General features: G+C 40.4%; 10 protein-coding genes and 1 pseudogene. 2 read left to right on the top strand and 9 right to left on the bottom strand.

The genetic code is table 11. The features are described from left to right. Nucleotides 1-14: 14 nt before the first annotated feature. Nucleotides 15-1,766 (bottom strand): RagB/SusD family nutrient uptake outer membrane protein, encoded by a 1,752-nt coding sequence (locus tag Q5076_RS07090; protein ID WP_303012007.1) that lies wholly within the window; start codon nt 1,764-1,766, stop codon nt 15-17. 11 nt (nt 1,767-1,777) lie between these two features. After that, nucleotides 1,778-4,891 (bottom strand): TonB-dependent receptor, encoded by a 3,114-nt coding sequence (locus tag Q5076_RS07085; RefSeq protein WP_303012006.1) that lies wholly within the window; start codon nt 4,889-4,891, stop codon nt 1,778-1,780. A 441-nt stretch (nt 4,892-5,332) separates the two neighbouring features. Between Q5076_RS07085 and Q5076_RS07080 the strand changes: the two genes are divergently transcribed. Further along, nucleotides 5,333-7,936: a hypothetical protein gene (locus Q5076_RS07080; RefSeq protein ID WP_303012005.1), complete on the top strand. Its 2,604-nt coding sequence runs from the start codon at nt 5,333-5,335 to the stop codon at nt 7,934-7,936. Between the two features lie 48 nt (nt 7,937-7,984). Then, nucleotides 7,985-8,773: an aspartate dehydrogenase domain-containing protein gene (locus Q5076_RS07075; RefSeq protein WP_303012004.1), complete on the top strand. Its 789-nt coding sequence runs from the start codon at nt 7,985-7,987 to the stop codon at nt 8,771-8,773. Here the strand turns inward: Q5076_RS07075 and Q5076_RS07070 are convergent. The 7 genes and pseudogenes from Q5076_RS07070 to Q5076_RS07040 all read right to left on the bottom strand — a co-directional run bounded on the left by Q5076_RS07070 (nt 8,756) and on the right by Q5076_RS07040 (nt 14,705). Further along, nucleotides 8,756-9,640: a D-isomer specific 2-hydroxyacid dehydrogenase family protein gene (locus tag Q5076_RS07070; protein WP_303012003.1), complete on the bottom strand. Its 885-nt coding sequence runs from the start codon at nt 9,638-9,640 to the stop codon at nt 8,756-8,758. The two genes, Q5076_RS07075 and Q5076_RS07070, sit on opposite strands and share 18 nt — an antisense overlap. Before the next feature lie 167 nt (nt 9,641-9,807). Then, nucleotides 9,808-10,229: pseudogene (locus Q5076_RS07065) on the bottom strand (hypothetical protein). Beyond that, complete coding sequence (locus tag Q5076_RS07060) at nt 10,222-10,449, bottom strand: hypothetical protein (RefSeq protein WP_303011999.1); 228 nt, start codon at nt 10,447-10,449, stop codon at nt 10,222-10,224. Before Q5076_RS07060 ends, Q5076_RS07065 begins: the two are co-directional and overlap by 8 nt. Beyond that, a complete protein-coding gene (locus tag Q5076_RS07055) occupies nt 10,442-10,753 on the bottom strand; it encodes a glycosyltransferase family 2 protein (RefSeq protein WP_303011998.1) in 312 nt (103 codons plus the stop codon). Before Q5076_RS07055 ends, Q5076_RS07060 begins: the two co-directional genes overlap by 8 nt. An 11-nt stretch (nt 10,754-10,764) precedes the next feature. Then, nucleotides 10,765-12,138, bottom strand: a complete 1,374-nt coding sequence (locus Q5076_RS07050; RefSeq protein WP_303011997.1) for a hypothetical protein — start codon at nt 12,136-12,138, stop codon at nt 10,765-10,767. Nucleotides 12,139-12,173: 35 nt separating this feature from the next. Further along, the gene (locus Q5076_RS07045) at nt 12,174-13,574 is read right to left on the bottom strand and encodes a retropepsin-like aspartic protease (RefSeq protein WP_303011995.1); all 1,401 of its coding nucleotides are present in this window, start codon (nt 13,572-13,574) and stop codon (nt 12,174-12,176) included. Nucleotides 13,575-13,688: 114 nt separating this feature from the next. Next, nucleotides 13,689-14,705, bottom strand: a complete 1,017-nt coding sequence (locus tag Q5076_RS07040; RefSeq protein ID WP_303011994.1) for a retropepsin-like aspartic protease — start codon at nt 14,703-14,705, stop codon at nt 13,689-13,691. Nucleotides 14,706-14,738 lie beyond the last annotated feature (33 nt).

The raw sequence follows: 14,738 nt of genomic DNA, 5'->3' as shown, positions 1-14,738 counted from the left end.
TACTTTTAAGGTAATTAATAACCCGGGTTCTGAACCAGATAACCTTTGTTGATTTCCGATGTAGGGAATGGGTTGAGATACATCTTCTTGTGGAAACTGCGTTTTTCAAACACATAAGGCTCATATCTGAATTCGCTGTCGTTTCCGTCTATCTTATAGATTTTGATTCCCCACATATCACCTTGCATCACTCCCTCCGTTTCCGCTTCTTTCCAACGCATGATGTCCCACAGACGGTGATTGTCGAAAGCCATTTCAATGTCTCTCTCACGATGGATGCGTTTCTTGAAACTCTCGTAATCCAATCCTGCCGGATATTCCGGTTGTCCGGAACGGTCGCGTATCGCTTTTACAGCAGCATAAGCTTCCGGCGTCGGTCCGTTGTGGTATTCATTCAGTGCTTCCGCGTAACTCAAATAAAATTCATTCAACTGGAACAGGGTTGAGTTCGGAGCTAATTTACTCTGAGTATTGTTTATCTTGGCAGGGAAATGTTTGTGCAACCAGAAGCCTCCATGGCAAGTACTAGCATCTCTACCGCCCTCCCATATCTGCATTTCACCTTTTTCTTCATTCCAGATGGATTTGTTATAAGCAATCGTCTGTGAGAAGCGATAATCCAGTTCGCCCATCTTTGCCTGCAAATCGGTACCACCATCGGGATTCCAGTACTGGTCCGTACCGTCACGTTTCTCATATTTCTTCACAAAGTTCAGCGTCGGCGAAATACCACTCTGTCCACGGTTACCCGGATAAATATTGGGAGGAGAAATAGCTGACCAGGGCCAATCCCAAGTACCGATTTCACCATGTGCCTTTTCAGCGAAAATGATTTCCGGATTGTCATAAACTTCCCATGAGTAGCGATAATTCTTATCCACTCCCTGATCCGTAATGAGGTGATGACCATTAGCGGCCGCCCAGTCGAGTACAGCTTTAGCTGCATCAGCAGCTTGTTTCCATAATTCGTGATTGGAACTGCCCAGACAAATCAGATTATTATTCACTCCGAGACTCATATAAGGTGTTTCCGTATTGAACAACGGACTGGCAGCATACAGTAATGTTTTCGCTTTGATAGCAAGTGCCACCCCTTTACTGACACGTCCTTTCTGGGCACCGGTCTGGTCTTCCGGGAATTCAGGAGTATCAATAGCATCCTGACAGTCTTTTAATATAAAATTCACCACTTCCTGTAAAGAAGCACGCGGAATTTTCAAGTCTTCATTCAAATCAATCCGACGGTCGATGATAGGCACGCCACCGTACCATTTCATCATCTCCAGATAATTCAGTGCGCGAAGGGTCTTCATCTCTGCAATAATCTGATTGGCATAAGCATTGGAGATGTCGGGTACATCATGAATGCGTTCTATCATAACGGCAATCTGCCGGAGAGCGACCCAACGAAACGGGTAGCGTTTGTCTTGTATATCGTCCGGAGTCAACGAACCGGAATTCCATTTTTGAGTAGAGTACCAGGCTGCACATGTCTCCGACTCATCACTGGCTCCGGAAGTCAATGTCCCATCGTAATTGGTCGGGTCTTCCCATCCCTCCGTAAAATAAGGCAGATTGGAATGCACGGCATATCGGTAGACGGTGGCCAGGAAACGTTCTGCATGGGCAGTCGATGAGAATACGGTATCTTCGGTCACATCAATCCCGGGAGCTTTATCCAGATAGTTTCCCATCATATCCTCACAAGAAGAGGAACCTATTGCCAACGCAATACAAGATATTATTATAGTAACTAACTTTTTCATTCCATTCATCTTTAAAAATTTATACTCACACCTAAATTGTAGGTTCTCGTCACAGGATAAGGCTCGTTATTAGTATCCATCATAGGAGATTCAGGATCTTCACCGGGCAACAAATCCGTCCAAGTCAGCAGATTACTACCATTAGCGTAGAGACGAAGCGAACTGATACCAATGCGTTTGAAAAAAGAATTGCGCCACGTATAGCCTATTTCTGCATTCTTCAGCCGCAAGTAAGAAGCGTCTTCAAGCCAATAAGTAGAAGTCACGTAATTATGATCATTATCGGATACAGAAAAACGTGGATACTTAATTTCCTGTCCACTTGCATAACGTTCGTAGGTCCAGCTTTTCAACAGGTCCTGCACGGCACCCCTGTTGTTATTGAATCCCTGACGGGATACGTTGGAAGCAATTGTAGAAACATTAGAAGCTCCCTGGAACAAAACAGAAAAGTCGAAATTCTTAAACTCGCCGCCAAATGAGAATCCGAAGATTTTCTCCGGAAAGTTAGAATAACCGATAGGTACTTGGTCGTTGTCATTAATCACACCGTCGCCATTAATGTCCCGGTATTTGATATCACCCGGCTGAATCTTGTTGTTGCTCCACATGTAAGTAGGACGGTTGGGGTCGTTCACCTCTTCCCAAGTATTATAAAGTCCATCGGCTACATAACCGAAAATCTGCCCGTAACGGAGACCGGTTTCACTTCGGTAGGCATATTCCCAAGGAGCTTCATCCTTATACAAAATTTTATTACGGGCAAAACTATAATTACCTTTTACAAAATAACTGAAATCACCAACCTTGTCATAATAAGACAGTTCGAATTCATAACCGGAGTTTTTCATACGTCCCAGATTATAGGCAGGGAAGTCGGCTCCCGTGATATTGGGTACGGTTCCACGATTACAGAGGATATCATTACGTCTTTCTTCGAAGTAATCGAATACCAGTCCGATTCTACTGTCCCAAAACTTCATGTCAGCACCGATATTCCATTTCTTGGACTTTTCCCATGTCAGGTCCGGATTTCCGAGTTTGCCCTCGTACACACCTTTATATCCCTGATAAGAAGAACCTATCTCGCCGAAGTGATAAATATCACTGGATCCAAACAGATTCTTATCGACTGTATAGGTGTAAGACGTAGGACGATAAAGGAAGCGGGAACCTCCGACTTTATCATTTCCGACCACACCATAGGAACCACGAATCTTGGCAAAAGTCACTGCCTCGCCTTTCGGGAAGAACGATTCTTCGGAAAGTACCCATCCCAAAGAAAATGCCGGGAATGTACCGAAACGTTTTCCCTCAGCAAAGTTCTCCGTCCCGTTATAACCAATGTTGAACTCGAACAAGTAACGGTCTTTGAACCCGTAAGTGACACGGCCCACCAATCCTTGATACCCCTGCGGTATAGAAAACTCCAAATCCGGACTATAGTATTTGCTCTGATTGTAAAGTATCAACCCCGTAACGTTGTGACTCCCAAAACGACGGGCATATTCGATACCTCCTTCAAAATAGACACGGCGGTTTTTCTGGTATTGTTCGCTAAAACGTGTTACCTCCGAACCGTCATCACCTGGAATCAGAACGACTCCGCCGTTACCGTCCGCTTTGCCTTCATAGGTCGTACCGTTACGCTCGTATTTGCGGATATGATTGTTATAGTTTTTGTAGGAAATAGCTGCACGCACTGCCAGACCTTTTGTCAGGTAATCCATCTTATAGTTCACACGGATTGAGCCGTTCAGAAAGTTGGCATAGTCTTTATGATTTCCCTTGATGTAAGCCACCATAGGGGTAGATGCGGGTATTTGTGCCGTAGTGGGAACCATTACGATCTTATTGTCCACTACTCCCGGAGAAATAGTAGGCGGAACAGTTATCAGCATATTCATGAAACTGGAAGTCGACCAGTTAGGTCCTCTTGTGTCATCCATCTGTGTGGAAAGGTCGAAACTGACTTTCAAGTTCTTGTTGATATTGAAGTCGAAGTTGGAACGCAGATTATAGCGTCTGTACTTCAACTGATAGTCATAACCGGGGTCATAAACATCGGTATTAAACAAACCATCCTGCGTGAAATAGCCTGCGGAGAAGAAATATTTCACCCGTTCGGTACCGCCACTGATATTGATATTGGTCTGCGTCTGATAGGAAGCATCGCTCACCAGCAAATCTGTCCAATTTACGTCCGGATAGAGAATCGGATCGGACTGGGTGCGGTATTTTTCAATTACCTCGTCCGAGAAACGACGGGTAAGATTTCCCGTCACGTAAGCATCATAAGCCTGCCCCAGATTGTAAGAGTTGGCATACTCATAGGAATTCATGCTCTTTCTCAAATCAATGAAAGAAGTACGGGCCACACTGGTAGAAACGTTGATGCGGGGAGCACCTTGCTGTCCGCGTTTCGTCGTCACCAGAATTACACCGTTCGCACCGCGCACGCCATACACGGCCGTGGCAGAAGCATCTTTCAGAATGGTTATATTCTCGATTTCATTCGGGTCGATGTTGTTGTAGTTATCACTCTCGATACCGTCCACCATTATCAACGGTTCTTGTTCATTACCGCTATCGGCAAAGGTTCCCACGCCACGGATACGGATAGTCGACTGGTCTTTTCCCGGCTCACCACTCCGCTGCACGGCAAACAAACCCGGCATACGGCCTGCCAGCGCATTACTGATATTGGCCTGTGGCGACTGCAACAGGTCTTTGGTAGTCACGGAAGCCAACGAACCGGTGACGGTTTCTTTCTTCTGCACACCGTAAGCCACGACAACGACTTCCTCGAGCTGCTGCGTATCTTCGCGCATGGTTACATCTACCTTACGTTTGCCGGCAACGTTCACTTTCACGGTCGTGAATCCGATATACGTAAACTGAAGTTCTGCATTGGCGGGTACATTCAATGTGTATTTCCCGTCGGCATCGGTGATGGTTCCGGTCGTTGTATTCAATACAGACACGGTGACTCCTATCAAAGGGATTCCATTCACATCTTTCACTACCCCGGAAACAGTAATGTTATTTTGCTGATTGGGGGCGGGATTCATGTTCCTGTCAGAGTGAGGTGACGCATGTACCCCCTCCATAGAACAAATTCCCATGAGCAAGAGACAGATGCTTAAGTAAATTCTGCATCCAATACTTCTTTTAGTTTTGATTTTCTGTTTAAACATAATATTTTGTTTTAGATTAAAGGGGATAAAATTCTTATCCTGTCGAACGGTTTTTGATTCGACTCATACAAAGGTTTCGTTTTTCAAGTTTTCATAAATTCTCAGCTTATATAGGTTCGTTACTTATTGCTTTTTCCGGCAACAAATATATCATATCATCATTAATTAAGACTTAACTAGCCCTTAACTGCCACAAAAAACAGAAAAAAAGTATAATTAAAATTCCCCAGGTCTTACTTCTTACTACAAGCCCGTCCTTTTCACTTGCAATATTTTGCTGATTTTAAGTTTTTATCTAATTTTGTTGTTGAACTATAAAATAAGGAGCAACAACCTCCTTTGTTTTTACCCGATCGAATTATCTTAATCATGAGAAAAATTATGCCGAATAATAAAAAGAAGATATTATTGCTATTAGTCCTGCTATTATCTTGTATCAGTTATGCTGGCAATCCTGATAAGAAAAAGATCTCCTACGGACTGACATTTCAATCTCACACAGTCAATCAAGACCAAAGAACCTCCCTGAACCTTAATCCGGACGGTGAACTTGATATGGCTACCGGATATTCACTCCAATTCAAATTAAAACTGGAACAGGCTGTCCTGACATACGGTTATATCTTCCGTTTTGTTGTGAACGACACATTAAGCCTGGATTTCATTTCCAATCTGAACCTCAGCAAGATAAATTTTGTAATGTCCGATTCGCAAGGGATATTGAGCAATATGCAATTCTCGGAACTCAATGACAAGGAACTGCACCAATGGCTCGACATCAAAGTGACTTTCAACCAGCAGAATATAAGGTGCCAGATCAACAATGTAGTCAAGGAAATCCCTTTTGCTTTCAACAGTTACAAGCACACCCAGATTCTTTTCGGTACCAATACTCACCAAACGTTCTATACTACGGACGTACCTCCCATTTCAGTCCGGGACATCGTTATCACCAACGACAAAGGACAGGTAATCAGAGAATGGCCGATGCTGCGCCATACAGATAAAGGGGTGTATGATGAAAAAGGAGGCAACTATGCAACTGTGAAGAACGGTGTCTGGAAAGTGGACAAACACGTCACTTGGGAAAAGGAAGCAAGTATTCCACTGACAGAGGTCAATGCCCAGATAGCATACGACACCATCCAGCCACGGATATTCATAGCCAGCAGTGAATTTGTCATTACCTATGATATAGCAAATAAAATGGTATCGAAAGTAATGAACAAAAAAGGAAATCCGTTTCGTAACGGAGGCAGCCAAACGATTTATGACGCTAAAAACAACCGGCTGATCTCTTATAGTGTTCAATACCCCGAACTTATCACCTATAATTTCGAAACGAACGAATGGTCTGCGGAAGAAAGACGGGAAAATCTGGCCCCCGTACAACAGCATAACCGGATTCTCATTGACGACGAACTGATTCTGTTCGGAGGATATGGTGCACACACCTATAAAGCAACCATCAACAAACATAAACTGGACGATGGAGAATGGACCACCAAAGACCTCTCTTCATACGTCATCCCGCGTTATTTAAGTACCATGGGTTACTTAGGTAACGACACGCTTCTGATTATCGGCGGATATGGCAGTCATTCGGGACGTCAGGAGGAGTTTCCGACCAACCTCTATGATATCCTCGAAATCAACTATAAAGACATGACGAGCAAGATGATCGGGCAGTTCTCCGTCGGCCCCACTCCTCTTGTGTTCAGTAACTCCATGGTGCTCCGGAAAGAGGAACATAAGGCATACACGATAGCATACAATAACAGCAAGTTTCACTCCACAGCCATCCTAAGCGTTATCGACTGGAAAAATGGAACGTTTGAAACGCTGGGGGACTCCATCCCTTACAACTTCCTTGATACGGAATCTTTCTGCGATTTGATTTATGTGGAACAGACATCGACACTTTACGGTGTCTTCCTTGAGAAGAAAGAACCGGGTAACGATTATAGTGTCGAAATCTATTCGCTTGCATTTCCTCCACTCAAGGCTTCGGACATAGAGCAGATACCTGCCGGAGGGGATAAGGAGCTTATGAAATACATCGTATTATCGGTCGTGGTTCTCCTTATTATAATAGGCGTTACCATCAGCTACCGGAAACGGTTGAAGAGAAAAATATCTCCTGCGACAGCAGGTACTTTGGAAGAAGGGAGGGTAGACAATTCCGCAAAGGCAGAGGAACAGCCCGTCACAACCAAATTACAGGATAAAAAGCCACGTATATCCACCATCCATCTTCTCGGAGATTTTCAGGTGTTCGATAAGGAAGGAAATGATATCACGCAGGAATTTACGCCCATCATCAAACAGGTGTTTCTATATATCCTGCTAAACAGTATTGCAAAAGGCAGAAAAGTGACTTCGCAGGAACTGGACGAGACTTTCTGGCTGGGAATGAACAAAGCGGATGCTTCCAACACCCGGAATGTGAATATCAGGAAACTACGGCTTATTCTTGAAAGAACAGGGGACATAGCCATTAATTATAAAGGCGGCTACTGGTCTATCAGTATAGGTGACGACATTACCTGTGACTATCATGAGATCAGCAAAATCCTACAGGAAGTACCGGACAAAGCAACGGTGGACATCGCTACCTTACAGCGTATTCTGAAACTCGCTGCGGGAGGAACACTCACACCTACCATCAGTGCAGAATGGCTCGACTCTTTCAAAGACGAATATACCAAACAGGTCACTACTTTCATGCTTAGAATGTTGGAAACCTCTGATGTGAAAGGAAACAACAAGCTCATATTGCAGATAGCAGACGTCCTGCTGCTTAATGATACGCTTGATGAAGAAGCGATGCGCATCAAGTGCCAGATATTATTCCAGATGGGACAGAAGGGAGCATCCAAAAGGTGTTATGACACTTTCGTCGCAGAGCATACACGCCTGTTGAATGAGAAGCCTGCCATCAGTTACGAGGATATCCTGTCAGACCTCCAGTAATTACAGACCGGCCGAAGCTCTTACCAATAAAAGTATTATCTTTGTTGCATGAAAAAATTAGTCATTGTAGGATGTGGACGACTTGCAGAAATCGTTGCGGATGCAGTTGTCAAAGGCTTATTACCAGATTATTATCTGGTAGGTGTCTATTCGCGTACGGCATCAAAAGCAGCACACATCGTAAATAAAATGCAGCAACATGGCAAGCCTTGCATTGCTTGCGCCACATTGGAAGAGTTATTGGCATTAAAGCCTGATTATCTGGTAGAATCGGCCTCTCCTGCCGCCATGCGAGAATTGGCTTTGCCGGCATTGAGAAACGGAACGTCTGTCGTTACTTTGTCTATCGGTGCTTTGGCAGATGAGGCATTCTACCGGGAAGTGACAGAAACCGCCAGGGCAAATGGTACACGGGTCTATATCGCATCCGGAGCTACCGGTGGATTCGATGTTTTAAGAACTGCCTCCCTGATGGGAAATACGACGGCTCGCTTCTTCAATGAAAAAGGTCCTAACGCACTCAAAGGAACTCCCGTTTATGATGATTCTTTGCAAACGGAGCAGCGTACCGTTTTCTCCGGCAGTGCTGCGGAAGCGATTCGCCTCTTTCCAACCAAAGTGAATGTTACAGTTGCCGCCTCACGGGCTTCTGTCGGTCCGGAGAACATGCAGGTATCCATACAGTCTACTCCCGGATTTGTGGGAGATACGCAAAGAGTAGAAATCAAAAATGACCAGGTGCATGCCGTAGTAGACATTTATAGTGCTACATCGGATATTGCAGGGTGGTCAGTAGTGAGCACCCTGATTAATATCGCTTCACCCATTGTATTCTGACAGATTGGCCAGTACTTTTGCGCTCAGGCGGTCAAACGCCTGACGCGTGCGGCCAGTAGACACCTGCATACAACGTACATGCGGATGATTGAGAAGTTGTTCACCCCCCAACGCGCCTATCGTGTCACAAAAGCAAAGGTTATCACCTTCCAGCCATTCAGTAAAAGCAGCCTCATCCCATGCCGGTGACAAACCGGTATTGAATAAGATCTTCCGGTTACCCATCTGCTTAAATTCCTCTTCGTGCAACAGAATCGTATTTTTATTAAGGCAACAACAAATGACTTCACTCTCTGCCAGGAGTTCCCTCAATGGCAAAAAGCGATATCCTTTGGCAGTAGCCGCTTCTTTCTCACTGCGGGCATAATATGAAATATCAGCACCAAAGAATTTCAAGGCGTCCGCTATCATGCCGCCAGACTTACCCAGTCCGACTATTCCGACTTTCAATCCGGTAATCTCACGAGGCAAATCTTCCCACGTTTCCTGTCCAAAGCCGTGCAAACAGCGCACCAACTCACTGACTACATATTCCACTACTCCCTCGTCACCATAATCCCGGATACCTGTTACCGTGATACCCCGTTCATTGGCATAACGAATATCAACATTGGCACTTTCGGGAGAATAGAGTGAACAACACATTCCAATGTATTTCACATTCGGACAACATTCGAGTACATACCGGTTGATACGGGAGGTATAACTCAAAAGCACCGCATCAGCATCTCCGATACGGGCAATTATTTCATCATCATTTGCGGGTATATCAGGATACATCACCACCTGACCGGCAAATGAATACAACGCTTTTTCGGCCGACGGAACCAGGCTGACCGGTTCTATAGCTACAAGTTTCTGAAACATCGTTTTTTTATTTTAGAAGTATTATACAAACATATATGGTTACCGGATTAGTAACCCAACATGGGCGCTAAGATACAAATTTCCAGCCATAATATCATTTAAAGATGAATGATTACAGTACGTTTTAGACACGCGAACGTAAGTTAAACAGCTCCATTCAGAGTTCACTACTCGCCGTCCGGCTCCTTGGGTGGCGGTGCAATGAAGTGCATCTGATTGCCCCGTCCCTCCCTCTTGATAATACCCTCGACTGCAAAAGATTTGAGGTCAGCGAGCGCGGTATTCTTCAGCCGTCCTGTGAGTTGGGTGTACGTTGTTCTTGTAATAAACCCATGTTGCCAGATATGAAGAATCCAAACTCTCCCAGTTCTACCCGGAATCCCTCGCCCAGGTAGTCGAGTGTTTCGTCCCGCAACTCGGAAAGGGTTCCTTCTATCATTCCCTCTTTGAATCCGGTTTTCTTGGCTACTGCCCGAATAAGCAGCCTTGCCGTAATTGTTCCGCTATAAACAATGTCGGCATACATCGTTTCAGTCTCGCCCTCTTTCGTGGTGAGGGACGGTTTCTTCTTTAAATTGTAATCAATAATCCTTATTGCAAGCATAAGAAGCTCCCATCACACAAGGAACATCAATAATTCTGTCATCAGATTTATCATCTTTATCTGTCAACCAGGGAGCATTCAAATCAAGAAAATCAAAACGGGAAGCATATCCTAAATTATCAGTATTTGGCACTCTCTCTTTATCAAGACTTAAAGTAGATGCACAAAACAGACACTTCCTATCATTATCAAGTTCTCTAGTCAATTATTTCCACCCAATCTCTTTGAAAAACCCGCATGTGGGCATCCAAAAATAAGAAATAGTCCGTATTGCATTTACTTACGCCTTCATCTCGTGATGCAGCAACTCCCATTCTTTTTGAAGGTTCAATATATTGAGTTTCAAAATCTTCTGCAATTTTTTTATAATCGTATCCATCGGTAGAACAATCATTAATAAGAATTATCTTAAAACATTGATCTGAACTCTCACGAAGACTTTTCACAGTATTACGAACTTCCTCCTTTTCATTTAAGAAAGGAATAATCACAGTTAGTTTTGCTCCCATATTTTCATTATTTATTCAATAGCTTCAAGACGCATATTATCTAAATCCAATAATACTCTTTTCCCGATTTTTTTGAAAAAATCGTAACCTATTACTCCATCAAAAACCTTCGTTGACCAAATAGGTTGTATTGAATATATCCTTATCGGATTCTCATCATCTGATGGCGGGGATATTTGTTTATTATCAAAAGTTATTTTCAAATTATCCGGAATTTGATAAGGCATATCAACCCATGTACGATGAAACATTGCAAGATTATATGGCTTTTTCACTGTCATAGTATCTATTGGTATATCGTTTTTATGTTTTTCATAAAATACTGAATCAATCTCAATATAACTATCGGCTCCTGTATCCAACTGACCTATGAAGTCTTGCTTATTTAACTTCGCATGCATATAGACCCCATTATAGAAAAAAAGATTTGGTTCTTCTGATATTTTTGTATGAATATCAGGAAAAGATATTGTATTGTTTTCATAATCAATCAGCAATCTTCCTATCAACTGCATCATCGGTAAACCAAGAATCGGACTACCAATCTCATCCTTTACAGAATCAAAGTCTTCCATTTCTATCGAATCATTTTTAATCGAGTCGGGCAAATATTGACTTATATCATGGTCCAATAATTGAATCGGTATATTGTATAGTACAATGTCCCCTATTTCAATAGAATCCATAATTATTTGCATATCAGTATTATTAAATGGCTTTTTTACTATTTTAGATGTATTATATTTAACACCTATTTTTTCTGCACAATTTCGACTCATTGTACAGTATGTCCCTCCTCCTGTATCAAATATAGCTTTATGTACGAACCCATTGAACTTTGCATTAAGCCAAAGTTTATCTTTGCCTTCTATTTTTAAGGAATCACTTGTTTTTTTCCGTCTCAACTTAATGGGAGGTTCATTCACTAGCTGTTTAAAACAAGCAAAACGTTCTTCTGTTTCTTTCTTCAGCACAGGTATATCTTCTTCATTGATACCATAAGGATTATCCTTTAAATATTCCATCACACGTTTATAGGTATATACACCTTTTTCTTTGTCTTTAAGATCAGTATATATATTAAATAGCTCTATATAAATCGACATTACACCATTCCCTACAAATTCAGGGTAATCCTCAAGCATCTTTTCCAAACAAATTGCAGCACTATCTTTTCTATTCATAAATTTACACATCCAATACTTATAATATAACTCTTCATCGAAATCAAGGGTATCGTGTATTTCATTATACAAATCTCTTGATTCGAAATATCGACCTTCACTCAATAAAGTCAACAACTTTTGCTGTTGTTCATTTTGAGCAAAAGCCAGAACATAGATGATAGAAAAAAACAATGTTAAAAAAGCTCTTCTATTATTCATAATTTAAATCGTATTTTTCATTTATCTAAGCTAAGCTATTCTTCTACCTCAAGACGCATATTATCAAAATCAAGCAATACCCTCTTTCCTAACCTTCTAAAAAAATCATATCCTATAATCCCATCAAAAATCTTCATTGGCAAAAAAACAGGCTGCATTGAGTATATTTTTATGTCCTTTCCTAAAGGAGGAGACACTCGTTTATTATTAAATTCTATAGAAAGGTTATGGGCAATTTTATATGGAATATTATTATAAAATTGATGAACCATTACAATATTATAAGAATCTTTTTCTGCCATAGAAACCGTTGGTATGTCATTTTGATATCTTTCATAAAATAGAGAGTCAATCATCATATATTCATCAAAACCGATATCCAATGTTCCTGTAAAGTCCTTCTTATTTAGCTTTAACTGTGTATATAAATATGCATTGTAAAGAAACATATTAGAATCTATCAACGAATCCAAACGAAAGGTAATAGATGGGAAAGAAACTGCCTGCTTCTCATAGTCTATTAAGAATTTCCCAATCAATTTCATTATTGGTAATCCAATAATTGGATTAGTAATATTCGTGTATAAAGGTTCTATTTGAGCAAAAGATTCTTGTTGTTGTTTTACAGAATCAGGAAGATATTGAGTAATATCATATTCAAAGATTGTTGCCGGTATATTATAAAGGGTTATGTTTCCTATTTCAATAGAGTCAACAATAACTTGTTTTATAAGCATTTCAGTATTATTAATCACTCCTTTACTCATTTCGGAAACAGCGCATTCCAATCCCAATTCCTCTGCCTTTCCTCGATTCATTATATAATAAAAATTGCATCCAGTATCAACAAGCGTCTTCTGCGACATGCCATTAGTTTTTACATCTATTACTAATTGCTTTTTATCACTTTTAAAAGATACAGAGCTGTTTACACTCCCTCGTTTCAATTTTATTGGAGGTTGACTCATCAATTGTTTTAAATAATCCACACGAGTTTTATTCCCATCCTTCCACAAAGCAAGTTCCTTCTCATCCAAATGATAAGGATTATCTTTTAAATGTTGTACCATACGCTTATAGGTACATACACTCTTCTCATAGTTTCTTAGACTGACTGCATATATATCAAATAATCTAGCATAAACAAAAATTGTATTATTCCCAAACATATCCGGATAATCAATCAACATATTTTCTATATAAATAGCCGCACTATCATTTTTATTCATAAACTGCGCCATTTGAAACTTATAGAATAAATCCATATCCGGACTTATCACATCGCATATTTCTTTATATAGTTTTCTCGATTCAAAGTATTTTCCTTCATTCAACAAGGTATTAAGTTCTTGTGATTTATCCTCCTGTCCATACAAAAAGTATGGAAAAAAAATGAAAACAAAGTTCGCTACCAAGTAAAGTTTCTTATCTTTCATATCTATAGAGTGTTTTCGGCATTCAAATGGGTATAACTATTTGAATACCTGTATTATTCCGAAATTATTTCAAATACGTATTTGGTATCAGTTTTATTTCCATATCTTTACTATTTATTCAATAGTTTCAAGACGCATATTATCAAAATCAAGTAATATTTTTCGACCAATACTTTTCATAAAATTGATACCTAATACTCCATCTGAAACCAAGTAAGGAAGAAACATCGGATATATTTGTATATTATGCTTACCTGTATACCCTATAGTTCTTTCATTAAATTCAATAATAGGATTATCCGCAACCATATATTTTACATCCAATTGAACCCCATGAACAGATGCTATATTAAGCTTTTCTTTAACAGTTGTAGTATCTATTGGAATTTCCTTTTGATATTTTTGATAAAATGTTGTATCCATATTAATATAATCATCAGAACCTGAATCCAGTAATCCTGTAAAAGGGGTTCTATTTATTTTCAAACGCGCATATAACATATTATTAAATACAAACAGATTATTATCTTTTCGAAGTATATTGCTATTCTTATATGGGAAAAATATATTTCTATTCTCCCAATCTATTTCAATTTTACCAATCAATAACATAGACAGTAATCCTATTATCGGATTCTCGAGATATTTGTCTGCCATTTTAAACCGTTCCATTGTAGATGAATCTTTTCTAATGGAATCCGACAAACATGAAGTCAAATCGAAATCATAAATTATAACAGGAATATTATAAAGCGTAATATTTCCTATTTCTATAGAATCAACCATATTCTCTTCTCCCATCATTTCCACTCCATTCAACGTTCCTTTTGATTCACTTTTTAGTCTTATACCTATTGCTTTGGCTGTCGTTTTTTTCATTAAGATATATGAATCAACACCTGTATCCAAAATTGTCATTTGGGGAACACCATTAAACTTGGCCTTAAATCCAAGCATTAAACTATCTTCCATTTTTATACTTTCATTTGTTGCTTTCCTATGTATCTTGATTGAAGGTTGACTTGAAACTTCTTTAAAATAGCTGAATGCTTCTTCTAAGTTTCTTTTTCGCAATGCGAGTTCTTCCTTATTTAGATTATAAGGGTTCTTTTTTAAGGTGAGTTCTATCAATTCAATTTATCCTCTTGTATCAGACAGCAGAAC

Origin of the sequence: uncultured Bacteroides sp., from assembly GCF_958445495.1 — a bacterium.
Taxonomy (GTDB): Bacteria; Bacteroidota; Bacteroidia; order Bacteroidales; family Bacteroidaceae; genus Bacteroides.
The sequence above is the reverse complement of the archived record's forward strand: the minus strand, read 5'-3'. Positions and strand labels throughout refer to the sequence as shown.